Origin of the sequence: Glaciecola sp. 33A (assembly GCF_002836745.1) — a bacterium.
Classification (GTDB): domain Bacteria; phylum Pseudomonadota; class Gammaproteobacteria; order Enterobacterales; family Alteromonadaceae; genus Glaciecola.
This window is the reverse complement of the sequence record NZ_PJAR01000043.1, coordinates 348,140-371,529: the sequence shown is the minus strand read 5'-3', so window position 1 is coordinate 371,529 and position 23,390 is coordinate 348,140. Positions and strand designations below refer to the sequence as shown.

Annotated in this window: 23 protein-coding genes; 8 read left to right on the top strand and 15 right to left on the bottom strand. The window is 42.2% G+C overall.

Going from position 1 to position 23,390, the window contains the following annotated elements; all coding sequences use genetic code 11:
• Positions 1-2: 2 nt before the first annotated feature.
• The 12 genes from rpmD to CXF81_RS15935 all read right to left on the bottom strand — a co-directional run bounded on the left by rpmD (position 3) and on the right by CXF81_RS15935 (position 7,945).
• Positions 3-185 carry a 50S ribosomal protein L30 gene (gene rpmD, locus CXF81_RS15990; protein WP_006011599.1) on the bottom strand — a complete coding sequence of 61 codons (183 nt, stop codon included), beginning with the start codon at positions 183-185 and terminating at the stop codon, positions 3-5.
• Positions 186-191: 6 nt separating this feature from the next.
• On the bottom strand, positions 192-695 hold the full coding sequence (gene rpsE, locus CXF81_RS15985; RefSeq protein ID WP_006011602.1) for a 30S ribosomal protein S5: 504 nt from the start codon (positions 693-695) through the stop codon (positions 192-194).
• Positions 696-704: 9 nt separating this feature from the next.
• On the bottom strand, positions 705-1,058 hold the full coding sequence (gene rplR / locus CXF81_RS15980; RefSeq protein WP_006011604.1) for a 50S ribosomal protein L18: 354 nt from the start codon (positions 1,056-1,058) through the stop codon (positions 705-707).
• A 12-nt stretch (positions 1,059-1,070) separates the two neighbouring features.
• The gene (gene rplF / locus CXF81_RS15975) at positions 1,071-1,604 is read right to left on the bottom strand and encodes a 50S ribosomal protein L6 (RefSeq protein WP_101182327.1); all 534 of its coding nucleotides are present in this window, start codon (positions 1,602-1,604) and stop codon (positions 1,071-1,073) included.
• Between the two features lie 13 nt (positions 1,605-1,617).
• Positions 1,618-2,010, bottom strand: a complete 393-nt coding sequence (gene rpsH, locus CXF81_RS15970) for a 30S ribosomal protein S8 (RefSeq protein ID WP_006011607.1) — start codon at positions 2,008-2,010, stop codon at positions 1,618-1,620.
• A gap of 12 nt (positions 2,011-2,022) precedes the next feature.
• Positions 2,023-2,328: a 30S ribosomal protein S14 gene (rpsN, locus tag CXF81_RS15965; RefSeq protein ID WP_006011608.1), complete on the bottom strand. Its 306-nt coding sequence runs from the start codon at positions 2,326-2,328 to the stop codon at positions 2,023-2,025.
• Between the two features lie 12 nt (positions 2,329-2,340).
• Positions 2,341-2,880 carry a 50S ribosomal protein L5 gene (gene rplE, locus CXF81_RS15960; protein WP_101182326.1) on the bottom strand — a complete coding sequence of 180 codons (540 nt, stop codon included), beginning with the start codon at positions 2,878-2,880 and terminating at the stop codon, positions 2,341-2,343.
• A gap of 15 nt (positions 2,881-2,895) precedes the next feature.
• Positions 2,896-3,210, bottom strand: a complete 315-nt coding sequence (gene rplX, locus CXF81_RS15955; protein WP_006011610.1) for a 50S ribosomal protein L24 — start codon at positions 3,208-3,210, stop codon at positions 2,896-2,898.
• Between the two features lie 12 nt (positions 3,211-3,222).
• Positions 3,223-3,591 carry a 50S ribosomal protein L14 gene (gene rplN / locus CXF81_RS15950; RefSeq protein ID WP_006011611.1) on the bottom strand — a complete coding sequence of 123 codons (369 nt, stop codon included), beginning with the start codon at positions 3,589-3,591 and terminating at the stop codon, positions 3,223-3,225.
• Between the two features lie 435 nt (positions 3,592-4,026).
• Positions 4,027-4,767, bottom strand: coding sequence for a 23S rRNA (guanosine(2251)-2'-O)-methyltransferase RlmB (gene rlmB / locus CXF81_RS15945; RefSeq protein ID WP_101182325.1), 741 nt, complete (start codon positions 4,765-4,767; stop codon positions 4,027-4,029).
• 2 nt (positions 4,768-4,769) lie between these two features.
• Positions 4,770-7,163: a ribonuclease R gene (gene rnr, locus CXF81_RS15940; RefSeq protein WP_101182324.1), complete on the bottom strand. Its 2,394-nt coding sequence runs from the start codon at positions 7,161-7,163 to the stop codon at positions 4,770-4,772.
• Positions 7,164-7,309: 146 nt separating this feature from the next.
• Positions 7,310-7,945: a tetratricopeptide repeat protein gene (locus CXF81_RS15935; RefSeq protein ID WP_369828712.1), complete on the bottom strand. Its 636-nt coding sequence runs from the start codon at positions 7,943-7,945 to the stop codon at positions 7,310-7,312.
• 523 nt (positions 7,946-8,468) lie between these two features.
• On the opposite strand from CXF81_RS15935, the gene fre reads away from it, so the two are divergent.
• The 3 genes from fre to CXF81_RS15920 all read left to right on the top strand — a co-directional run bounded on the left by fre (position 8,469) and on the right by CXF81_RS15920 (position 11,635).
• On the top strand, positions 8,469-9,164 hold the full coding sequence (gene fre / locus CXF81_RS15930) for an NAD(P)H-flavin reductase (RefSeq protein WP_101182322.1): 696 nt from the start codon (positions 8,469-8,471) through the stop codon (positions 9,162-9,164).
• 94 nt (positions 9,165-9,258) lie between these two features.
• Positions 9,259-10,704, top strand: coding sequence for a M28 family metallopeptidase (locus CXF81_RS15925; protein WP_101182321.1), 1,446 nt, complete (start codon positions 9,259-9,261; stop codon positions 10,702-10,704).
• A gap of 127 nt (positions 10,705-10,831) precedes the next feature.
• Complete coding sequence (locus CXF81_RS15920) at positions 10,832-11,635, top strand: ABC transporter substrate-binding protein (protein WP_232771968.1); 804 nt, start codon at positions 10,832-10,834, stop codon at positions 11,633-11,635.
• A gap of 85 nt (positions 11,636-11,720) precedes the next feature.
• Here CXF81_RS15920 and CXF81_RS15915 read toward each other — a convergent pair whose 3' ends face one another.
• The 3 genes from CXF81_RS15915 to alr are packed head-to-tail and all read right to left on the bottom strand — an operon-like array spanning position 11,721 to position 14,902.
• Positions 11,721-12,890 (bottom strand): acyl-CoA dehydrogenase, encoded by a 1,170-nt coding sequence (locus CXF81_RS15915; protein WP_101182319.1) that lies wholly within the window; start codon positions 12,888-12,890, stop codon positions 11,721-11,723.
• A gap of 6 nt (positions 12,891-12,896) precedes the next feature.
• Complete coding sequence (locus CXF81_RS15910) at positions 12,897-13,823, bottom strand: BadF/BadG/BcrA/BcrD ATPase family protein (RefSeq protein WP_101182318.1); 927 nt, start codon at positions 13,821-13,823, stop codon at positions 12,897-12,899.
• Positions 13,823-14,902 carry an alanine racemase gene (gene alr, locus CXF81_RS15905; protein WP_101182317.1) on the bottom strand — a complete coding sequence of 360 codons (1,080 nt, stop codon included), beginning with the start codon at positions 14,900-14,902 and terminating at the stop codon, positions 13,823-13,825. Before alr ends, CXF81_RS15910 begins: the two co-directional genes overlap by 1 nt.
• Positions 14,903-15,067: 165 nt before the next feature.
• On the opposite strand from alr, the gene CXF81_RS15900 reads away from it, so the two are divergent.
• The 5 genes from CXF81_RS15900 to CXF81_RS15880 all read left to right on the top strand — a co-directional run bounded on the left by CXF81_RS15900 (position 15,068) and on the right by CXF81_RS15880 (position 23,386).
• On the top strand, positions 15,068-16,642 hold the full coding sequence (locus tag CXF81_RS15900) for a sodium:solute symporter (protein ID WP_101182316.1): 1,575 nt from the start codon (positions 15,068-15,070) through the stop codon (positions 16,640-16,642).
• Positions 16,639-17,559, top strand: coding sequence for an N-acetylmuramic acid 6-phosphate etherase (gene murQ, locus CXF81_RS15895; protein WP_101182315.1), 921 nt, complete (start codon positions 16,639-16,641; stop codon positions 17,557-17,559). Before CXF81_RS15900 ends, murQ begins: the two co-directional genes overlap by 4 nt.
• A gap of 220 nt (positions 17,560-17,779) precedes the next feature.
• Entirely contained in the window at positions 17,780-19,126 is a 1,347-nt protein-coding gene (locus tag CXF81_RS15890) for a M14 family zinc carboxypeptidase (protein ID WP_101182314.1), read from the top strand.
• A 359-nt stretch (positions 19,127-19,485) separates the two neighbouring features.
• The gene (gene pbp4b / locus CXF81_RS15885) at positions 19,486-21,999 is read left to right on the top strand and encodes a penicillin binding protein PBP4B (protein WP_101182313.1); all 2,514 of its coding nucleotides are present in this window, start codon (positions 19,486-19,488) and stop codon (positions 21,997-21,999) included.
• A gap of 10 nt (positions 22,000-22,009) precedes the next feature.
• Positions 22,010-23,386 carry a Na+/H+ antiporter NhaC family protein gene (locus tag CXF81_RS15880; protein ID WP_101182312.1) on the top strand — a complete coding sequence of 459 codons (1,377 nt, stop codon included), beginning with the start codon at positions 22,010-22,012 and terminating at the stop codon, positions 23,384-23,386.
• Positions 23,387-23,390 lie beyond the last annotated feature (4 nt).

Sequence of the window (23,390 nt, the reverse complement as noted above, 5' to 3'; positions counted from 1 at the left end):
GATTACTCCTCTACTATCTCAACCATGTATTGAACACGGTTGATCATGCCACGAACTGACGGAGTATCTTCCAACTCACGTACTTGTCCGATTTTACGTAATCCTAAACCAACTAACGTTGCTTTATGTTTAGGAAGACGCCCGATTGAGCTTTTAGTTTGCTTTATTTTAATCATCTTAGACATGTTCGATTACCCCAAAATATCTTTGACTGACAAACCACGTTTTGCAGCAATCTTCTCTGGTGAATTCATTTCCACTAGAGCATTAACTGTTGCACGTACAACGTTTATTGGGTTTGTAGAACCGTAGCATTTTGAAAGTACGTTCTGAACACCAGCTACTTCAAGCACTGCACGCATCGCACCACCGGCAATAATACCAGTACCTTCTGATGCAGGCTGCATGTAGACTTTAGAGCCAGAATGACGACCTTTAATTGGATGCTGTAATGTATTGCCGTTTAGATCGACGTCAACTAAGTTGCGACGAGCTTTTTCCATTGCCTTTTGGATTGCAGCAGGAACTTCACGTGCCTTACCATAACCAAAACCAACGCGACCATTGCCATCACCAACCACTGTCAAAGCTGTAAAACTAAAGATACGACCACCTTTAACAACTTTTGATACACGGTTTACAGCGATTAGCTTTTCTAACAGATCACCCTGTTGTTGAACTTCTTGCTTAGCCATTTTAAACTCCTAGAACTGAAGGCCCGCTTCACGAGCGGCATCAGCCAGTGCTTTCACACGACCATGATATTTAAATCCACTTCTATCGAAGGCGACTTTCTTAATGCCTTTTTCGATAGCACGTTCTGCGATCGCTTTACCAATTGCCGCTGCTGCCTCTGCGTTGCCTGTGGCTTTTAAAGAACCATTAAGTTCTTTTTCCACAGTAGAAGCTGCTGCCAATACTTCAGAACCACTTGGAGCGATTAACTGAGCATAAATGTGGCGAGGTGTGCGGTTAATAACCAAGCGATGTGCACCTAACTCACTAATTTTCTTACGAGCGCGAGTAGCGCGACGTAAGCGAGCTGATTTCTTATCCATCGTATTACCTACCTACTTTTTCTTAGCTTCTTTACGACGCACAGTTTCATCTGCGTAACGAACACCTTTGCCTTTATATGGCTCTGGTGGACGATATGCGCGAATGTTCGCTGCAACCTGACCTACAACCTGCTTATCAATGCCTTTGACAATGATTTCAGTTTGCGTAGGGGTTTCTACGGTAATGCCTTCAGGCATCTCGTAGCCGACAGGGTGTGAAAAGCCCAACGTAAGGTTTAGTTTGCTACCTTGTGCATTCGCACGATAACCAACACCATTAAGTTGAAGTTTCTTTTCAAAACCATCAGTTACACCGACGACCATCTGTTCTAATAATGCGCGAGCAGTGCCAGCTTGAGCCCAATGGTTTGCAAACGCTTCACGAGGAAGTGCTTTCAACTGGTTCTCTACTTGGACTACTTCAACTGCATTATTAAAGAGGCGAGTCAATGTACCTTTACTTCCTTTAACTGTGACTTCTTGACCGGCGATTGTAATTTCTACGCCAGATCGGATGTCGACAGGTGCTTTTGCTATTCGTGACATAATTATTCCCCTGTTATGCTACATAACCGATGATCTCACCACCCATGCCCGCTTTACGCGCCGCACGGTCAGTCATCACACCTTTTGAGGTAGACACGATAGCAACCCCGAGTCCGCCCATCACTTTTGGTAACTCATCTTTTTTCTTATAGATGCGTAAACCAGGACGGCTAACTCGTTCGATTGTATCAATTACTTTTTTACCTTCGAAATACTTCAAAGTAACTTGTAATACAGGCTTTACGCCTTCAGTTACCGAAGAACCTTCGACATAACCTTCAGCTTCTAGTACTTTTGCAATAGCAACACGTACTTTAGAAGAAGGCATAGAAACCGCAACTTTAGAAGCCATTTGGCCGTTACGAATTCGGGTAAACATATCTGCTATAGGATCTTGCATGCTCATAGTCTGCTCTCCTTACCAGCTGGCTTTTTTAAGGCCAGGGACTTCACCACGCATAGCAGCTTCACGAAGCTTTATACGGGAAAGACCAAATTTGCGTAGGAACCCATGTGGACGGCCCGTGATGCGACAACGATTATGTTGGCGCGACGGAGACGAGTCACGTGGAAGTTTTTGCAGATCAAGAACAGCTTGCCAGCGCTCTTCGTCAGAAGAGTTTACGTCACTAATCACCGCTTTAATCGCTGACCGCTTCGTTGCATACTGCTTCACCAGCTTGGCACGTTTTACTTCGCGTGCCTTCATTGATTCTTTTGCCATAACCCTTACACCCTATTTTCTAAACGGGAAGCTGAACGAACTCAATAGAGCGTGCGCTTCGTCGTTAGTCTGTGCACTGGTAGTGATAGTAATATCCATACCGCGTGCTTTATCCACTTTATCGAAATCGATTTCAGGGAAGATGATTTGTTCACGAACACCCATGCTGTAGTTGCCTCGACCGTCAAATGATTTCGGGTTAAGACCACGGAAGTCACGGATACGTGGAATTGTAATTGAGATTAATCTCTCAAGGAATTCCCACATACGTTCGCCACGTAGGGTTACTTTACAGCCAATCGGATAACCTTCACGGATTTTAAAACCCGCAACAGATTTTCTAGCGACAGTAACAATTGGTTTTTGACCGGCAATTGCTGCCATTTCAGCTTGCGCTAATTCAAGAACTTTTTTGTCTGCTACCGCTTCACCTAAACCCATGTTTAGAGTGATTTTCTCAATCCGAGGGACTTGCATGACGCTTTTGTACCCGAACTGCTTCGCAAGTTCAGCTACTACTGTTTCTTTATAGAAATCATGCAGTTTCGCCATCGTACTCTCCATTTATTATACTAGGTCGCCGTTAGATTTAAAGAAACGAACTTTCTTTTCATCTTCAACACGGAAACCAACGCGATCAGCTTTACCCGTTGCTGGGTTAACTAACGCTACATTAGACACATGAATGGTTGCTTCTTTCTCAATAATACCGCCCGGCTGTTCAATCTGTGGATTGGCCTTCTGATGTTTCTTGACGATGCTAACACCTTCAACTACTAAACGGCTTTCTGACGAAAGTACTTTCAAGACTTTGCCTTGTTTTCCTTTGTCTTTACCCGCTAACACGACTACTTCATCATCACGACGAATTTTATTAGCCATTATCGTGACTCCTTATAGTACCTCTGGGGCCAATGAGATAATCTTCATGAATGAATTTCCACGAAGCTCACGAGTGACCGGGCCAAAGATACGCGTACCAATCGGTTGCTTGTTTGCGTTAAGCAAAACAGCTGCGTTGTTATCGAAGCGGATGGTTGAACCATCTGCGCGACGAACGCCTTTTCTAGTACGCACCACCACTGCATTCAGAACATCACCTTTCTTAACCTTACCGCGAGGAATTGCTTCCTTGACAGTAACTTTAATGATGTCACCGATATGTGCATAACGGCGATGCGAGCCACCAAGAACCTTAATACACTGAACCCTGCGAGCCCCCGAGTTATCGGCAACATCCAGGTTAGATTGCATTTGGATCATGTTTAGTGCTCCGCTGTTAAATATTATGACTCTTTCGAGTCCCTTAGCCGCTAGTTGACCCTTGATTTCAAAAGAAATTTTAGAAAAAATAGACGACACCCCTACAAAATGGGCGCGAAACTATAACAGAAAATAAGGGTAAGCGGTAGTTTAATTTCTGATTCAACTAGGTTTATTTGTTTGCTCTAGGTGAGGTTCGTAGCTTACAAGACACTATCTTGGAGCTTGCTTAAGAACATAATAGCGTTGTTGATAAAAGTTAACAGTACTGAGATTGACCCTACTCAGTATAAACGAGCAATTTACCTAGCGATCTACATGAGCACTGAGCCTATGAGCACTAAGCTTTCGCGCTTAATTGTCTTTGGCATGCTTGCGATTGCCCGCTGCCGCTAAGATAATACGCTAATTCAGCCTACAAAGAAAATGAGTCCTTTATAATAAGCGTTGCCTAACGATTTCATATAAACAAACACCGGTTGCCACTGACACATTCAAACTACTGACCGAGCCAGCCATGGGTAGTTTAATTAACTCATCGCAATTTTCGCGTGTCAGGCGCCGCATGCCTTTCCCCTCGGCTCCCATTACTAGGGCTGTTGGACCAATCAGCTTACAGGTATAAATTGACTGTTCAGCTTCGCCAGCAGTACCGACAATCCAAACACCTGCATCTTGCATTGCTTTTAAACTACGTGACAAGTTAGTGACCTGAATTAGGGGGATCGATTCAGCTGCACCACAAGCTACTTTGCGTACGGTTGGTGACAATGTTGCAGATTTATCCTTGGGTACAACTACTGCATGAACGCCAGCTGCATCTGCAGTACGTAAGCAAGCACCCAAATTATGCGGATCAGTAACGCCATCCAATACCAATAAAAATGGTGACGCTTGGCTTTTGAGTATGACAGCTAGATCGTGTTCATCGAGAACCTTGCCCGGTTTGGCTCGAGCAACAACGCCCTGATGCTGCTCACCATTGCATTTATCATCTAAAGTTTTACGCTGACAAAATTGAATGCCTATGTCATGTCGCCTAGCTTCATTAATAATATAAGCTAGTCTTTCATCTTCACGACCTTTCAATACGAACAATTCAATCAAACGCTCTGGCTCACGCTCAATGACCGCTGTCATCGCATGCAATCCATATATTAGTTCTTGTTGCGCCATACCTATGTCTGCTTTTTATTTTTTGATGATTTTCTAGCTTTCGACGCAGGTCCTGGTTTCCTTCTACCTGCAGGTTTTGGCTTTGCAGCCGGCTTATTATTTGCGGCAGGCTTATCGTTTGCAGACGATTTATCTTTTGGCGCTTTGCCAACAGAACCACCGCCTTTCTTACCCGCTTTTGTACTGCGCTTGCGTGGAGGATTCACTTTTCCTCTAGTATTGGTGATGCCATCAATCATTAAATCAATTTTTCGCTCATCCAAGTTTACACCGGCGACTTTAATCTTAACTTCGTCGCCTAACCTAAACACAACTCCGGAACTTTCACCAACTAAGCACTGTTTTTGATCGTCATAGCGATAGTAATCACTTGCTAAGGAAGTAATATGAACAAGTCCATCGATTTGAAATTCAGTAATACGAACAAATAACCCAAAGTTAGTCACAGAGGCAATAATACCCTCAAACACATCACCAACATGGTCTTGCATAAACTCACATTTCAGCCAATCAGAAACATCTCTGGTGGCATCATCTGCGCGACGCTCAGCCATCGAACATTGTTCGCCAAGTTGCTCGACTTCTGCGGCTGAGTATGACTTCCCACCGGTTTTTGATTTGCGCGTATTGTGCTTATCAACAATCGCCTTTATGGCTCGATGTACTACTAAATCAGGATAACGGCGAATAGGTGATGTAAAGTGCGCATAAGCTTCCAGTGCTAGTCCAAAGTGACCTACGTTGTCTGGCGAGTAAACCGCTTGTTTCATTGAGCGCAACAACATAGTTTGAATAAGCTCTTTATCTGGCCTATGCTGAATTTTTTTCATCACACTGGTGAAATCAGCCGGCGTTGGCACTTCATTTACAGTAAACGGAATACCAATTTCAGAGAGATAGGTCTTAAACGCGACTAAACGGTCTTCGTCAGGCTTATCATGTATTCGGAACAAGCCTTCTGCTTTGTTCTTTTGCAAAAACTCTGCCGCGCACACATTCGCCATAATCATACATTCTTCAATTAGCATGTGTGCTTCATTGCGTTGTACAGCAATAATATGAGAAATTTTTCGTTGTGCATTAAACACGAATTTACTTTCAATTGTTTCGAACTCAATAGCACCACGACCTTGTCGCGCTTTCTTTAACACTTTAAACAAAAGATTGAGGTTATTTATATGTGGTACGTGTTTTTCATAGCGCTTAATTAAGCTTTCATCACGCTTAAGAATACCCCACACTTTATTATATGTCAGCCTTGCATGAGAGCGCATAACAGCCTCATAAAACTGGTATTCACCCAACTTGCCCTCGGCAGAAATTGTCATTTCACAGACCAGACACAACCTATCAACATCCGGATTGAGTGAGCAAAGTCCGTTGGATAACACTTCTGGCAACATTGGAATCACTTTCTCGGGGAAGTAAACAGAAGTCGCTCGATTTTGCGCTTCACTATCCAACGCTGTTCCGGTTTTAACGTAAGAACTGACATCAGCAATAGCAACCCATAGTTGCCATGAACCGTCTTCGTTAGGCTGACAATATACTGCATCATCAAAATCTCTGGCATCTTCGCCATCAATCGTCATTAAGGGTAGCTCACGCAAATCGATACGAGCTTCTTTCGACTGCTCTGGAACTTCTTCGGCTAGGCCTTCAACTTGCTTTAAAACGCCTTTTGGCCAATTGTATGGAATATCGAAATTACGTAGTGCCATTTCAATTTCCATCCCCGGCGCCATGTGTTCGCCAAGTACTTCTAGTATTTTACCAATCGCATTTACTTGACGCCTTGGGCGTTGTGTAATTTCAACTACGACGACATGTCCTTGTCTTGCGCCATTTCGACTTTCCGGTGGGATCATTATTTCATGGCTAATACGGTTATCATCTGGAATAACGATAGAGACCCCCTCTTCCATAAAGAAGCGCCCTACAATGGCTTCTTTTCTTGGTTCAAGTACTCTGTTAAGACGAAACTCTGCTCGACCTCGTCGGTCAACGCCGCTTTGTATACCTTCCACGATGTCGTCATGCAATAAGGTTTGCATTTGGCCTTGGTGGATAAATAAATCTTTTTCAGTATCGGAATGCTTTAAAAAGCCATAGCCATCGCGATGGCCAATGACTCGACCTCTGATCAGCGCTTCTGCTTTTTGTACTTCATATTTTTTATCGCGAGTAAAAGCAACTTGTCCTTCGCGCTCCATGGCGCGCAGTCGTCGCTGGATACCAATTCTGGCATCTTCATCTTTAGCATTGACAATATTGCAGATTTCTACAAAGGAGAGTGACTTGTTAGCGTTGGAAAGTGTTTCGAGTAGAAATTCTCGGCTTGCTACCGGGTTTTCGTATTTTTCTTTTTCTCTTGAGTAATGCGGATCTTCTGACATTCATTCTTTTCGTTGTTAAATTCGCCAGTATTATAACAAGCTTTGTGTTGCAAGTCTGTGACAATTATTAAAGCTTATAAATTGACCACTAATTTAGCCTCATTTTAGTTTTTAATCAGGGTAATCTATTGCTGCTCTGGCAAGTGCTAATTGACCATCGGTTTACGGGCATTTCTGACCGCTTTGGGGTGCATTAGGGCTTCAAGTTCTGACATGTAAATTGCGATGCGTTGATGGGTTCGACTATCGTCGCTAATGGCGTTATATAACCAATGATAAAGATCCTCAAAATCGTATGGACTGCCATAACCATCAATAAAGAGGTCGGCTAGTTGTAATTGTGCTTTTAGGTTCCCTAAAGCTGATGCCTCACGCAAATAGATAACTGCACGTTTCTTATCTTCTTGCACTAACTTACCCAATGAATAATAACGGCCTAACTGTTCTAAGGCAGCCGCCAAACCTTGTGCAGCTGCTTCTCGCATGTAATATATACCGCGCTCGGGCTCGGCATCAACGCAAACCCCCCACGCCAGCATATCACCCCACAAAAACTGATATGCGGGCACTCTAAGTACCTCCGCTCTAGCTTCAATATCTTGAACTAACTGACAGCGGTCAGCGACAACACGTTCCAAATGCACATTGATGTTAATCATTTTTATCAAGTCATCTTGACTGTAAATCTGCACAGCTTCTAACTGCTGAGCTTGACTACTGCCAGTAAAAGCAAAAAGAAAAGTAATAAAAACCCAAATTTTGTGCACAAACACTCCAGACATTGCGATATTTTTGGCTACATATTATTTATCGGCAATAATAACAAAAAGTAAAAAATAATTTCATTCTGTAAGTTAATCAATGCGTATGTTTATGCAGTAACAACATTTTTATAAAATAGCCGTTTTTTTGCCAAGCAGTCATGTTTTTAGGTTGCTATAACGCCGCCATAAAGCTACACGCAATGAATTATCCGCTTGAGAAGTTTTTTGTTACACTTTGCACACAGCGTTGCCCCCAAAGCGAATGAGTAGTGGAGAGTACCCAATTCAAGATTATTTGTTACTAATAGCGGTTATTTATTCGACAATTCATGGGTACTAAATTTGTGATAGTCTGTGATGTTGATGCAAACGCATGAGTTTAGAATGATGTTATTTAGACAATAACTACCCGAATGAACTCAGTTCGAGATACAATGTGCGCGCAAAACGTTCCTATTGATAATATCTGGGCGGAACGTGGACTGCTTAACATCGTGCCCAAAAAGCAAAAAATTTTAAAACAAGTTAATAAAGGATTTTCATGAAAGTGATTAATTGCACGGTTGAGTCAATTGAAGCGCAAACCTCAATTGTGCACAAAGTAACATTACTGCCGGAGTTTCCACTAGAATTTTTAGCGGGTCAATATCTACAGGCAGTTATGGGTGAAAATGATAAACGTCCTTTTTCTATTGCGAGCGCACCTAGCTCTCCTCATAAAATAGAGCTTCACATCGGTGCTGATCCTGCAAATGGATATGCCTTCGAAGTGCTAACTAAATGCAAAGATAAAGGTAAATTAGTTATTGAAGCCCCTTCAGGAAAGGCTTTTTTAAGAAATTCGACTCTGCCAGCAATAATAGTCGCAGGCGGCACGGGTTATTCTTATGCAAAATCTATTCTTTTAGATTGTATTGAGAACCAGCCTGAGAGAGACATAAAGCTTTACTGGGGAGCAAAGACCATTGCTGATTTATATGAATTTGAAGCGTTAGTGGCGATGAGTCTTACACACCCTAACTTTACTTTTATCCCTGTTGTCGAACATCCCAATGATGATTGGCATGGGCACATTGGTTGGGTTCATAGGGCGGTACTCAAAGACATCACTGACTTGTCCGGTAAACAGGTATATACGGCGGGTCGATTTGAGATGTCAGCGACCATTAGAGATGAGTTTTGTGCGCTAGGCTTGAGCAAAGCTGAATTATTTGGCGATGCATATGCGTTTATCTAATTTTTTTAGGGTGGTGGGTTGAGCAAACATATAATAATTGCTCTATCAAGGCATTAATAAAGTATCAACGTAAAATCATGTTTAAGGGTGTTAAATGCGTAAATCATATTATTTGATAAAAAAACTAGGTCATGCTGTTGCCTATGGCATGCTGGTTTTTTCTTCGTCATTGTTGGTTAATAATAATAATATTGCGCAGGCTCAACAAACACCACCAGCCTCACTTAGTTATACTGATAGCGCACTCTTGCATGAAATAGCTAGAGAGGTATCTGCAGATAGAATCGAGCAAGACATTCGAACGCTAGTTAGCTTTGGCACAAGACATACCCTATCAGAAACGGAATCCGAAACTCGTGGTATTGGGGCTGCGCGTCGTTGGATTAAAGAAGAATTTGATAAAATTTCTACTGAATGTGGCGGCTGTTTAGAAGTGTTCTTTCAAACTAAGGTTATATCTGGCGAAAAACGGATCCCAAATGCAACCGAAGTTATCAGCGTTATCGCTATTCAAACAGGCACTACGGACACAAATCGCTATGTCATCATGAGTGGCGATATTGACTCGCGGGTAAGCGATGTGATGGACAGCGTATCTGATTCGCCAGGAGCAAATGATAATGCGTCGGGTATGGCCGGCACGTTGGAAGCAGCAAGAGTACTAAGTCAGTACAAGTTTGAAGGTAGTATTGTTTATGCTGGGCTTGCCGGCGAAGAACAAGGGTTATTCGGTGGAAAAATATTAGCAGACTACGCTAAGGCAAATAATTGGCGTTTAAAAGCGGTATTAAACAACGACATGATCGGTAACATTGAAGGCGTAAACGGCGTTATTAATAATACCACAGCTCGGATATTCGCAGAGGGAACAAGAAATACTGAAACCGCTGAAGAAGCAAACTATCGCCGATTTACCGGCGGCGAAGTTGATAGTCCAAGTAGAAATCTAGCTCGCTATATCGATTTAATGGCCGACCGCTATATAGAAAATCTAGACACCATGGTGGTGTATCGGTTAGATCGATTCAGACGCGGTGGACACCATCGCCCGTTTAACGATTTAGGCTATCCTGGCGTCCGTATTATGGAAACTAACGAACACTATGCAAGACAACACCAAGACTTGCGAACTGAAGATGGCGTTATATACGGTGATACTATCGATGGTGTTAATTTTAAATATGCAGCCAAATTAACAGCACTCAACGCGGTTTCCCTCGCTGGCATGGCCAACGCGCCAAACCCGCCGGCTGATGTTACAATTACTGGCGCCGTTCAGCCTTCGACGACCCTGAGCTGGAAACCGCATGATGATGCGTTAACACTGCCTAACAATGGGCACTTCCGCGGATACAAAATATATTGGCGATTAACTGATGCCCCGCAATGGCAATACAGCAAGTATGTCGGTAACGTAACCACTGCCACACTTGAGAATGTCGTTATAGATAACTACTTCTTCGGTGTTGCTAGTGTCAGCCAAGACGGCTTCGAAAGTCCCGTGGTGTTTCCTGGCGCCGCTGGTGCATTCGGAGAATAGTCCAAAAGTGACTGAAAACCCGTACTAACATTAATGATGTTTTAAAGGTAGTAGAATGAGTAATGAATTGTCAGTGCGAACAAACAGGTTAACTAGTGTAGTTAGCATACTTACTTGCAGCAGCCAAATGAGTCAAAAAATTAAAATGATTAGAAAAAGTGCCTTACTGTTAATCTCAATTGGCTTGCTAGCATCAGCCAGTATCCAAGCGCAAACCGTCAACCTTGTCGGTAATAAAGTAGCTACCTATATTGATGAACATAAAGAATTAGCCGCCCGTCAAATGGACTTAGTTACCGCTGCCCTAAGTGAAGATTGGCAGGCCGATATAGTAGCAACCACCCAAGCTTGGTCTGGAAGTGGTCTACGATCAGGGAAGTTTGTAGGCTACATCGACCATTATTCGCTTAATGACCGAGAAGACAAGTACATTTACTCCAAACCGTATATGCAGGTTCACTTACACGCAGTGTCTCGTTATCAGAGAGCTGAAAATATTGTTCGCCTTGAACAACTTTATAGAGAGCGTGTTGGAATTGAAAATCGTTTCGCTAATACAGATCAATTGCGCGGTGAGCGGGATGTTCTTTGGGCACGGACACCCTCTTTTTTCGACAATATAGAGCAACTAGCGGAAGACCGTGTCGACTTTCTGTTAATCGACAAAGCAATGGCAGATGAAATGAACCTATTGCTCAAGAGCGTTGGTGAAACACCTATTTATGTATCCAAAGTCCCATTGATACAAGTCAATATATCATTAGCAATGAATCGCAATTATAAAGACGCAAAGGCCATTATTACTGACTTTGACAAAGGTATTGAAAGACTAAAAGCGAGTGGAAAATACCTTGAATTACTTAAACAAGACCTAGCCAGAGAGAGCCTGCTTGACGCACGAATTTATGCTGACATGTTGGTTAGATGGTAGTTAAAAGATAGGTAAATAGTCGGTCGAGTATGAATTATTGAGCATACTCGACCACATTTTTGGTAACTAATGTGACGGAGCGGCATTAGAAAAATGCTTGTAAACCCGTTTGTGCTCGCCCGAGTATAAGTCCATGTACGTCATAAGTGCCCTCGTAAGTGTTGACGGTTTCTAAGTTGATCATATGGCGAATAACGTGAAATTCATCACTAATGCCGTTACCTCCATGCATATCACGAGCTTTACGAGCGATGTCCAACGACTTTGCACAGTTATTACGCTTAACCATCGAAATCATCGCTGGGTCGTATTGCTCTTCATCAATTAATCGCCCTACTCGCAATGAAGCTTGCAAACCAAGTGTAATTTCTGTTTGCATGTCCGCAAGTTTGGCTTGAAACAATTGTGTTTGCGCAAGTGGTTTATTAAATTGTCTTCGATCGAGACCATATTGTCTTGCCGCATGCCAACAAAACTCAGCTGCGCCCAAAGCCCCCCAAGAAATGCCATACCTTGCCATATTTAAGCAACTGAAGGGTCCCTTTAAGCCAGATACCTTAGGCAGAATATGTTGCTCAGTTACAAACACATTCTGCATGACTATTTCACCCGTAATAGACGCTTTTAATGATTGTTTACCTTCGATTTTAGGCGCGGATAAACCTTCCATGCCTTTGTCTAATATGAATCCATAAATCTTGCCATCTTCTTGTTTCTTAGCCCAAACCACGAAGACATCAGCTATTGGTGAATTTGTGATCCACATTTTACTGCCTGAAAGTAAATATCCGCCATCAACCTTTTTAGCTAGGCTTTTCATAGAGGCGGGGTCGGACCCAGCATCTGGTTCGGTTAGTCCAAAACAACCAATCCATTCGCCCGTTGCTAGCTTGGGTAAATATGTTTGCTTTTGTTGCTCATTCCCAAATAGGTTAATAGGATGCATAACCAAAGACGATTGCACACTCATTGCACTGCGATAACCGCTGTCTACGCGTTCAATTTCGCGCGCAACCAAGCCATAACTAACGTAATTGATGCCCGCACAGCCGTAACCTTGTATGGTTGACCCTAACAGGCCAGCCTCTCCCATTTTTAACATAATTGAGGGGTCAAACTTTTCATGACGATTTGCCATTAATATACCCGGCATAAGTTGAGTTTGGGCGAACTCATAAGCAGCTTGTTGAATAAGCTTTTCATCTTCAGTTAACTGATTATTAAGTAAAAGTAAGTCATTCCAATGGCTCAACATAATTGTTTACCTTGTATTTGTGGTTTTAACTATTTCTGACAACTTAGATTTAGCTAATAACATAGCTCCATCTTGAGCTGGTCGTTGCATTAACTGCACAGCTCGCCCCAGCTTCTTTTCTAACAAAGGTTGGTAACTTTTGGCTATGCCACCGGTCATGAATATTGGCAGCCCGTAGTGCAGCGAATTTAAGGTTAATACTGAGCACAAATAATCTACTCCTTGGCTGACAAGTTTATTGGCTGAGCTATTTCCAGCGCGTTGCAGATTAATGATACATGGCGCGAGCTGCGCATAGTCTGAAGCGAGTTTTGATTTAAAATGATTTAAAATATAATCGACATTGGCATTGTGTTCGTTACCCAAAAACGTTTTTTCATTATTAAAACCAATGGCGTGTGATATTGCCTTACAGAATTGTTCGTCATGTATAAGGTTATCATTACTTTTCAACAATAGTTGTACCGCACTTAAGCCTAACCAAGCGCCACTGGCCTCGTCACCATGAATAAATCCATGGCCACCATACTGAGTCACTTGAGCATTCTGATAATGTGCAATTGCTGAGCCAGTGCCAGTAATCAGAATGACACAATCTTGACCGTTATTAGCGGCTGCGCAGCTTGCGTGCAGATCACTCGTCATAAACACATGCTTATAGGGCGAATCCCATGTTGAGAGACTCAATTGTGCTTGATTTGTTTGACCACCAGCACAGCCGGCGCCAACAATAAGGGCTTTTTTGTCGATAGGTATATTCGACGCATTAATAGCTAAGTCGATTGCAAGGTCAATTTGTTGCATCGCTGCAGCGAAATCACTAAAAACATTCGCCCCTCCTGCTTTGCCAGTACCGATGGAATTTCCTTCATTATCATACAACGAAGCTCGCGAATGAGTACCTCCCGCATCGATGCCAATAAAGTAGTCCATTATATAAACTTCCTAGGTACTCTTTTTGATACGCGCGTCATTAGCTCATAGCCAATTGTGCCAACCTGTTTAGCAATCTCATTAACGGCTAGGTTGTTACCCCATAATTCTACTTTTGTCCCTATTTCTACTTTTTCGATATTGCTTACATCAAAGGTCAACATGTCCATCGAAACTCGCCCTACTAATTCACCAACAACGCCATCGAATAAAGCAGGTGTGCCAATTGGTGCTTGGCGCGGGTAACCATCTGCGTAGCCTATCGCCACCGTAGCAATAACCGAACGTTTGCTTGCTGTCCATGTTGCTCCATAACCAACTGACTCACCGGCAGCTATCTCTCGCAACGCAATGACTTCACTGTTTAATTGCATAACTGGTTTAAGAGAAATCGACATTTCATCGTTTGCAAAGGGCGAACTCCCATACAAGGATATGCCCATTCTATTCCATGTTTTTGCAGACTCAGGTAAACAGATATTAGCGGCCGAATTGGCAATAGATAAACAACTGTGCCGATCGGCCATCACGCTCAGGAATTGATTGACTGCTGTTGAAGACGCTTTATTTTCCGGCTCATCTGCCGTTGCTAGGTGAGTTGCCATTACCGTTTTAGGATGAAATATGTGTGTATAATCAGCGTTCAAACGGTCGTAGTCCTCAAGCATTAAACCTAAACGATGCATGCCTGTATCAAACTTAACCCAATGATGAAGATTACTAATCTGATTATTTTGTATCCGTTTATTTATCCAATTCAGCTGTTGCTCAACATGTAGCATCCAAACTATGTTAAGTGTTTTTGTAAGTTCACATTCTCGTTCTTCATGTGGGCCTTGAAGGACAAGAATTGGCTGTGTTATACCTGCATCTCTTAATTCAAAGACTTCATCGATAAACGCGACCGCAAACATGTCAGCTTGACTTTGCAAACATTTGGCAACAGCGACAGCACCATTACCATAGGCATCGGCTTTTACAACAACGACTTGTTTGCTACTTGGCGAGAAACGACTCATGGCCATGAAATTGTATTTAAGCGCATTAAGGTCGATTGTTGCGTGGGTGTATCTAGCCAAAAATAAGCTCCTGATCCATAAATACCATGATAGTAAACTAGTGAAACTTGTTTTTCATCATGATTAATGGGTTAATGACAACATAAATCAAACGAATGGGGGAAAAAAGCCGGTTTCTCTATTTTTGCAGACAGGCATTCCCATTAAAATACCTATAAGAGCGTTATGATTGATCAATTTTCCACTATCGATTGGCTAATTTTTGGAGGGTACGGGCTCCTCTTAATTGTAAGTGGTTGGCTATATAATAACCAAGCGTCTACCTCACGTGATTATTTTCTTGGCGGAAAGTCTATGCCAATGTGGGTAGTCGCTATTTCAGTGTTAGCCACCTCGCAAAGCGCTGCCACGTTTCTTGGCGGACCTGACCAAGGTTACCGAGGAGACCTAACTTATTTAGCAACCAACATTGCTGGTTTTATTGCTGCCTATTTTGTTGCCACTTTTTTATTGCCCAAATTTTATAAGTTCAAAGTCTTTACGGTATATGAACTATTAGCCCAACGTTTTGGCGAACAAGCAAAATACCAAGCGGGAACGGTATATTTAGTGGGCCGCTTATTTGCAAGCGGAGCCAGACTGTATATGGCAGCAATAGCCATTGCAATGATATTATTCGGTGACATCGACGCATCCAGTGTCATTATTTCAATTGCGTTAATTGCTACTATTGGCCTTCTATATACAGTTTACGGTGGTATTCGCACCATTATTTATAGCGATGTTATTCAATGTATTGTTTATATTTCTGCCGCTGTCTTAGTACTGGGCTACCTTCTTTATAGTATTCCAGCCGATTTTAGTACTATTATCAACGCATTACAGTCACCAATCGATGGTTCCCAATCTAAGCTGACCGTGCTTGATTTCTCATTGGATTTTTCGCCTTCGGGCGTTTTCGGATTTTGGTCTGTTATTACCGGTTTTGTATTGCTAAATATCGCCGCATTCGGCATGGACCAAGACGTTACGCAGCGCATGTTAACCTGTAAAGATGCGAAAGAAGCGACCAAGGCACTTACTTCTTCAATATTGATGGGCATCCCCGTTGTTTTAATTTTTGTGGTTATCGGTATGTTGCTCTATATTTACTATCAACGCCCTGACTTAATGAGCCAAAGTGTCGCAAATGGTGATGTACCCACTCCGAAATTTGTAGGTCAAACAGTAACGATCTTTATGTATTACGTGCTCACCGACTTACCCAATGGAATTAAAGCAGTAGTGACTATCGGTATTATTGCAGCGGCATTGTCTACCCTTAATTCTGGACTTAATTCGATGTCTTCAGTTGCAGTGCAAGATATTTATCGCGGCATATTACTCAATAAAGGTAAAACACTTTCAGAACAGCAGATGGTAAAAGCGGGTAGAATTAGCATGATTATTGTTGCAATTGCCTTGAGTATAATGGCTGCATTATGCTTTTACTGGCAACAATATAGCGACATGCCACTATTGGCATTTGCGCTAAGTGTCATGATTTTCTCATACAGTGGCCTGCTGGGTGTTTATTTCACCGCTTTGTTCAGCAGCAGAGGTTCTGCGCTATCGATTTTGGCAGCATTGATCATTGGCTTTCTTATCCCGGTGCTAATGCAGCCTTACATAATGGATTTATATCTTCCTGATACATATCAATTTAGTTTGGGATTTTCATGGCAATTAGTGATCGCTACATTTGTGGCTACAACGGTGTGTTTACTTGGTAATAATAATTCAATAAAGGCTAAACTATGAGTAGAACACAGCAAATACTCAAGCAATTAAATCACATCCCTTCAGAAGGTATTAACCCAGCAAGCGAACAAATTGACTTAATGAGTACTGGCGATGCGCTTCAGTGCATTAACCAACAAGACAGTCTTGTCGCCAGCGCCGTAGCCAAAGCTATACCTGAAATAACCTTAGCGGTTGATGCCGCGGTGGCTTGCTTAAAACAAGGCGGGCGGCTCATATACATTGGCGCAGGCACCAGTGGTCGGCTAGGTATTTTAGATGCAGTTGAATGTCGACCGACCTTTAGTGTTCCCGACAATATCATTGTCGGCATTATCGCTGGCGGTGAAACGGCACTAACCAACGCCGTTGAGGGCGCAGAAGATGACATTGGCGCAGCTCAACGAGACCTCGACAATATACAATTTAACAACCAAGACATGTTAATCGGTATAGCGGCGAGTGGCCGCACACCCTATGTTATTGGGGCGCTAAATTACGCTGTATCCATCAATGCCATAACAGCATGTGTTGTTTGCAATCCTAACGCGCCTCTTATCGAAATAGCTGATATTGGTATTTGTGCGAACGTAGGTGCCGAGGTATTAACCGGTTCCACCCGCATGAAATCGGGTACTGCACAAAAACTCATATTGAATATGATAAGCACTGCTAGCATGATTAAATTAGGCAAAACTTATAAAAATTTAATGGTCGATGTAAATGCGACGAATGAAAAATTGGTGGCCAGAGCAATTCGGATAGTAATGCAAGCAACAGAGTGCGACCAGCAAACTGCGATTGATGCATTGTCAATTGCAAAGAGTAACGCAAAACTGGCAATACTCAAGATTCTTAAAAACAGTGATATAACTACATGTGAAAACTTATTGAAAAGTAACGATGGTTTTTTACGTAGAGCCTTAGACGCCGGTTAATCAAAAACGACATTCTTATTCTTTCTATCTACGAGCCCTAATCAAAGGTGTGAATTAGAAGCATGCCATTGACAAACTGTTACTTATCGCGGCGATGACACATCCCTATAGTAAATCAGACAGCAATTCAAATTTAGACTCTTTTATCATCATTTCAGCTGTATAAAGCTCAATAAACACACTATAGTAAAGAACTGGAATACAAACTGATGGTTTATTGATGGACATACTTTTATCCAATGAGCTTAGAGCGCTCTATGAAAATCGTGTAGCTAATCTCGATAAACAGCAATTAATGCCTGAACATATCCATGCAATAATTGATGATTTTGCTTCTCGTGATGGTGTGACCAAAACTATTATTGGGCAGTCTTTTTGCGGTCTGCCTATCAGCTGCCTAAGTATGGGCGATGGCCCCAAAAAAGTACTTCTGTGGACTCAAATGCATGGTGACGAGTCAACGGCAACCGCCGCAGTGTTAGATATTATGCACCTTGTTACTGCAAAGCTGAGCAGTTCGTTGAATGCAAACTGGCATAGCCTGCTAACAATACACATCATTCCTATGCTTAATCCTGATGGCGCTGCTGCTGGCACACGAGAAAATGCCCAAGGTATCGATATCAATCGAGATGCATTGGCGCTGCAAACACCCGAAGGTAAAGCGCTAAATGCGGTGGTCGAAAAAATTCATCCTGACTTTGCTTTTAACCTGCATGACCAAAAAGATTACTTCCGTTGTGGTGCTGATGGTAAGTCGTCCACATTGGCTTTTCTAGCACCTGCATTTGATGCTCAAAAAACAATTAACCCTGCTCGCCGAAGCGCAATGGCATTGACTGCTCTTATGCGACTACATGCCAACGCTTTACTACCGGCAGGTATTGCTCGTTATGATGATGAGTTCTCTGCTCGCTCATTCGGTGATCAGATCACTGGACGTGGTATAAGCACAATATTAATTGAATCAGGCCATTACCCAAATGACCAATACCGTCAGGTTGCGCGAACGATGAATGTGTTTGTGTTACTGCACGCATTAAATATGCTGTGCGAAGAGTCATATTGGACTACCGATGAAAAACTAAAGGAGCTTGAGACAACGTATTGGCAAATTTCTGAAAATCAAGAAAATAAGCTTTGCGATTTACTGATCAAAGATTTGGGGTTTGCAGGAAATTCATACACAACGGATATTGCTATACGCAAACAATCTCGTTTCTCATCGCTTACCTTGGTTGCTGATATTGGCGACTTACATCAGCAACATGGACTGAATACCTTTCAGGGATTAGGCTATACGTACGACCCGGGGCAATCATATTTATTAAATAAAGAATTGTATTTAAGCAATGAAAGCTATATTGAGTTGCTCAAAAAAGGCTTTAGCCACTTTGTAGGCAACATCAACTTAATAAAAAATCACTCGGATTATACTGTTATTGAAAATCCCAAGTATTGGCATGACGATAAGAAGATGATGAAAGGTCTGACGCCCGCTGGCTTCTTGTGCAAAGAAGGTGAACGTAAATTTGCTTTTGTAATGGGAGAGATATTACCGCTTTAAGCTAAAAACTAAATTCAGTAGCACGACAAACTTCACTAATAGAATTCCTTTGAAAACCCGTTCAGCGTTTCAGATTATTGGTTTATATTAGCGCTTTATGAATGTGAAATGAATATAAAGTGAGCAATCAGGTCCTAGTATAAAACAATCGACAGTTTTATGAGCTTATACAGTTGTCTTGTGCACTTTGCCTTGTTAGATTTAACCAATACAAAATAATGTTGGGCAATGTAACTCATTGATGTGTATATTTTATGCAAAACAAAGACTTGCTATATTTACACATAAAATACAGTTTGATAAACCTAAGTCAACCGATTCTAACCATGTAAAACCAATAAGTTTGTAAAGGAAAAAGAATGCCAAATTGGACAAGGCTAGCCCAGTCTTCAATTTTCGCTAGTGCTGTTTTTCTCGTGAGCTGTTCGAGTATGTCAGATATTGAAAGCATGGCGTCCAAAAACTATAGCTATCGAGTTAAGTCCTTAGTCATGCATTTCACCGCGGTGAATTATCAAGAGTCGGTTGCTGCATTGGTCGCAGAAGGCAGTGTCAGCTCGCATTATTTAATTCCTAAAGCGGATGATCCAAGCTACCCGTATAAAGACATTAAGGTGTTTCAATTAGTGGATGAACATAAGCGGGCTTGGCACGCTGGCATTAGCTATTGGCAGGGTCGCTCAGGGATCAACGATCACAGTATTGGTATAGAAGTTGTTAACATGCCTTTTTGTCAAGAAGACAATCCCGCGGATGCCTCATTAGCGGCTGTTATTCCACAAATTATGGGTGCGGAAAAAAATCGAGACCTGTGTATTTACCCCGAGTTCGAAGAAAAACAAATACAATTATTGATTAAATTGAGTAAAGAGATACTCGCGAGAAATCCAGACATCGAACCTACTGCTGTTGTTGGCCATTCGGATATTGCACCTTCAAGAAAGAATGATCCGGGTCCCAAATTCCCTTGGTATAGATTATACAAAGAAGGAATTGGCGCTTGGTATGACAAAGAAAATTTAACCCATCATTGGCTGGCTTTTAATCAAACCTTACCTAGCTTAGCGCTCATTCAAAAAGCACTGAGTGCTTATGGCTATGATTTGGTAGCCACCGGCAGGATGGATCAACAAACCATCGACACATTGGCTGCGTTTCAAATGCATTTTGTGCCTTGGAAAGTGACTGGCGAGCTGGATAATCAGACCGCTGCTGCAGTATTCTCCTTATTGGAAAAGTACTTTCCAACGAGTTACCAACAGTTGCATCAAATTTATCAATCTGAGGTGTTAACAGCGCAAATAAACCAACAACAAGTGGTTGAAAATACACAGCAGTCTCAGCTTTCTAAAGTGTTTCCAGAAGTACAGTATCAAACCACCGATAAGGTCCGCAACAGAGATAAATTTGGTGCTTATGAGGGACGAGGAGAGCTCATTATTGAAACCGATAACGCAACCTCTGCCGACGTATATATTAATGGTCAGAAACTGAATTTAGCCACTTTTGAGCAATCCAAACGCAATCGAGTCTCTTTACACAAACGCACGGTCAATGGACTCAATAGCTTGCGAGTTGAGAATGTACTTCCACAAGGCTCAAGCATAAAAATCAGTATTCCATATCCGACACTTGCGTATGACGTTGCTCCTTATAAATCTCTGTTCCGGTCGGTAGACCGTTTTATTAGAGACGAGGTAAACGCGGGCTTCCCTGGTGCAACTATTGCGGTTGTATATAAAGGTAAAATAATTAAGAGAACGAGCTATGGTTATGCCAAAAAATACGATAATAGGGGCGAATTGCTAGTACATTTTGAACCCATGACGTCGGAGCATATGTTTGACCTCGCGTCGAATACAAAAGTATTCACCACCAGCTTAGCGGTCATGCAGTTAGTGAATGCGGGTAAAATCGATATCTTTAAACCCATTCAGTACTATATACCCGAATATCGTGGTGATGGGCGAGAGATGATTTTAGTCAAAGATTTGCTTTCACATGGATCAGGTTACTCTGATGAACTCAATTTTTACCGCCCCGATAACAAGTATGGTGACTATTTTTATTCTCAAAATAAACTAAAGACAAGTCGTTTATTGCTTACTGCATTGCCTTTCGAATCGGTTATTGGTGCCACACAACGATATAGCGAAACTAATTTCATGCTACTCGGTCTTTTGGTCGAGCGAGTTACAGGGATGCAATTGGACCAGTTCAGCCAAGATAAAATATACGCACCGCTTGGTCTTAAAAACACCTTATTCAATCCACTCAAAGCAGGCTTTACTGCGGATAAATTTGCGGCTACGGAAATTTTTGGCAATACCCGAGGCTCAAACATCGACTTTCCGAATGTCAGAGAGCATGTGCTACAAGGAGAAGTTCATGATGAAAATGCCTTCTATTCAATGCAGGGAGTGTCGGGCCATGCAGGACTCTTTTCAAATACTGACGACTTGGCCATACTCAGTCAAATGATGTTAAACGGCGGCGGCTATGGTGATGTGAAACTGTTTAATCAAGCTACCATGGCTCGATTTTTAAGTCCTGCAGGTCAATCTAATAGTATTGGCTTAGGATGGCATTTAGCTAGTGATAAAGCTCAACATATGCTTTTTGGACCTTATGCTAGTGCGTCAGCATATGGGCATACTAGTTGGACTGGCACTGCGGTCGTTATTGACCCCGTGTATGATTTAGCGATTATTTTATTAACAAATAAGCGCCATTCAAAAGTCACCGCAATTGAAGACAGCTTTGAATTTGCAACTGATACTTTTGAAACTGGAAAGTATGGCAGTATCGTTAGCATGATTTATGAAGCACTCATCGAATTCGAAGCACAAAATCAACTTCAAGATAAAAACTAGGAAAGAATTTATGGAATGGCTTACTGTCCTCCCGCCCGTCATCGCTATTGGTGTTGTTATCTGGAAAAAGGAAGTTATTCTTGCTCTTTTTTTAGCAATATTAAGCTCCGAATTACTCTTAGTCGTATCCAGCTCATCTTCTAATTGGCTTGTTACGCCGCTCAACACCATTGATCGTATCGTAGACACGGCTGCCTCTAGTGGCACGACAAGGATTCTTATTTTCAGCTTACTGGTAGGTGCTCTACTTGCGTTTATTCGTGACTCTGGAGGCGTAAGTGCAACTGTTAATAGGGTGATCAGTAGCGGACTCATTAATTCTAAAAAGCGTGTTGGTGGTGTCACCATGTTTACCGGCATGATGATTTTTATTGAATCTAATTTAAGTGTATTAACCGCCGGTATTTTTGCTCGAGGATTATTTGATAAATATAAGATGAGCCGAGCAAGACTGGCATATATCATCGATTCGACATGCGCTCCTATTTGTATTCTCATACTGCTCAATGGCTGGGGAGCTTATGTGCTGGCGCTAATCAGTACCTATGATTTAGGTCAAGACCCGCTTGCCGTCTTGTGGGGCACTGTGCCATTTAATGTCTATGCTTGGTTAACCCTAGTCGTCGTCGCATATACCATCTTCTTTGACAAAGTTCACGGCCCAATGAAACAAGCTGAAGACCTACTGGAGTCTGTTGACTCATCTATGGACTCAAGCCCTGCGACTAAATCACGATTTATGCTGGTGCCGCTGCTCGTTATGATCATTGGTATGTTTGCTTTTATGTTTATGACCGGTCAAGGTGATATTACCAAAGGAAGTGGCAGTAAATCAGTATTGTATGCCACTTTTTTAGCTTGTATTGTCGCTTACGGTCAATTGCTTTGGCATAAACGTTTTACGCATCAACAGTCGATTAAGATTGGCTTCCGTGGAATGGGTGAGCTACTCCCTTTAGTCACTATCGTATTGTTATCTATTGCGTTGGGTACCAGTCTCAAAGCGCTTGGCACGGGTTTATTTGTTTCTGGCTTGGTTGGAGAAAATTTACCCTTGATATTGGTTGTCCCGATGTTATTTGTTGCTGGCGCTATAATGTCATTTACAACCGGAACTTCATGGGGAACCTTCGCCATTCTCATTCCTATCGGAATGCCTTTGGTCACCACTCTGGGCTTACCGCCATCACTCGTGTTAGCTGCAATTTTAGGTGGTGGCATCTTTGGAGATCATTGCTCTCCTATTTCGGATACCACCGCCATCTCTTCTCTGGCAGCTGGCTGTGATCTATTAACTCACGTAAAAACCCAAATGCCATACGCCTTGTTTGTCGGTGCAATAACCATCGTCGCTTATGTATTATTGAGCCTGCAGATACTCTTCTAGTGTT

What these genes read in the sequence shown, in the direction of transcription:
- rpmD (WP_006011599.1), bottom strand. Translation starts at nt 185, where the DNA reads ATGTCTAAGATGATTAAAATAAAGCAAACTAAAAGCTCAATCGGGCGT.
- rpsE (WP_006011602.1), bottom strand. Translation starts at nt 695, where the DNA reads ATGGCTAAGCAAGAAGTTCAACAACAGGGTGATCTGTTAGAAAAGCTA.
- rplR (WP_006011604.1), bottom strand. Translation starts at nt 1,058, where the DNA reads ATGGATAAGAAATCAGCTCGCTTACGTCGCGCTACTCGCGCTCGTAAG.
- rplF (WP_101182327.1), bottom strand. Translation starts at nt 1,604, where the DNA reads ATGTCACGAATAGCAAAAGCACCTGTCGACATCCGATCTGGCGTAGAA.
- rpsH (WP_006011607.1), bottom strand. Translation starts at nt 2,010, where the DNA reads ATGAGCATGCAAGATCCTATAGCAGATATGTTTACCCGAATTCGTAAC.
- rpsN (WP_006011608.1), bottom strand. Translation starts at nt 2,328, where the DNA reads ATGGCAAAAGAATCAATGAAGGCACGCGAAGTAAAACGTGCCAAGCTG.
- rplE (WP_101182326.1), bottom strand. Translation starts at nt 2,880, where the DNA reads ATGGCGAAACTGCATGATTTCTATAAAGAAACAGTAGTAGCTGAACTT.
- rplX (WP_006011610.1), bottom strand. Translation starts at nt 3,210, where the DNA reads ATGGCTAATAAAATTCGTCGTGATGATGAAGTAGTCGTGTTAGCGGGT.
- rplN (WP_006011611.1), bottom strand. Translation starts at nt 3,591, where the DNA reads ATGATCCAAATGCAATCTAACCTGGATGTTGCCGATAACTCGGGGGCT.
- rlmB (WP_101182325.1), bottom strand. Translation starts at nt 4,767, where the DNA reads ATGGCGCAACAAGAACTAATATATGGATTGCATGCGATGACAGCGGTC.
- rnr (WP_101182324.1), bottom strand. Translation starts at nt 7,163, where the DNA reads ATGTCAGAAGATCCGCATTACTCAAGAGAAAAAGAAAAATACGAAAAC.
- CXF81_RS15935 (WP_369828712.1), bottom strand. Translation starts at nt 7,945, where the DNA reads ATGTCTGGAGTGTTTGTGCACAAAATTTGGGTTTTTATTACTTTTCTT.
- fre (WP_101182322.1), top strand. Translation starts at nt 8,469, where the DNA reads ATGAAAGTGATTAATTGCACGGTTGAGTCAATTGAAGCGCAAACCTCA.
- CXF81_RS15925 (WP_101182321.1), top strand. Translation starts at nt 9,259, where the DNA reads ATGCGTAAATCATATTATTTGATAAAAAAACTAGGTCATGCTGTTGCC.
- CXF81_RS15920 (WP_232771968.1), top strand. Translation starts at nt 10,832, where the DNA reads ATGAGTCAAAAAATTAAAATGATTAGAAAAAGTGCCTTACTGTTAATC.
- CXF81_RS15915 (WP_101182319.1), bottom strand. Translation starts at nt 12,890, where the DNA reads ATGTTGAGCCATTGGAATGACTTACTTTTACTTAATAATCAGTTAACT.
- CXF81_RS15910 (WP_101182318.1), bottom strand. Translation starts at nt 13,823, where the DNA reads ATGGACTACTTTATTGGCATCGATGCGGGAGGTACTCATTCGCGAGCT.
- CXF81_RS15900 (WP_101182316.1), top strand. Translation starts at nt 15,068, where the DNA reads ATGATTGATCAATTTTCCACTATCGATTGGCTAATTTTTGGAGGGTAC.
- murQ (WP_101182315.1), top strand. Translation starts at nt 16,639, where the DNA reads ATGAGTAGAACACAGCAAATACTCAAGCAATTAAATCACATCCCTTCA.
- CXF81_RS15890 (WP_101182314.1), top strand. Translation starts at nt 17,780, where the DNA reads ATGGACATACTTTTATCCAATGAGCTTAGAGCGCTCTATGAAAATCGT.
- pbp4b (WP_101182313.1), top strand. Translation starts at nt 19,486, where the DNA reads ATGCCAAATTGGACAAGGCTAGCCCAGTCTTCAATTTTCGCTAGTGCT.
- CXF81_RS15880 (WP_101182312.1), top strand. Translation starts at nt 22,010, where the DNA reads ATGGAATGGCTTACTGTCCTCCCGCCCGTCATCGCTATTGGTGTTGTT.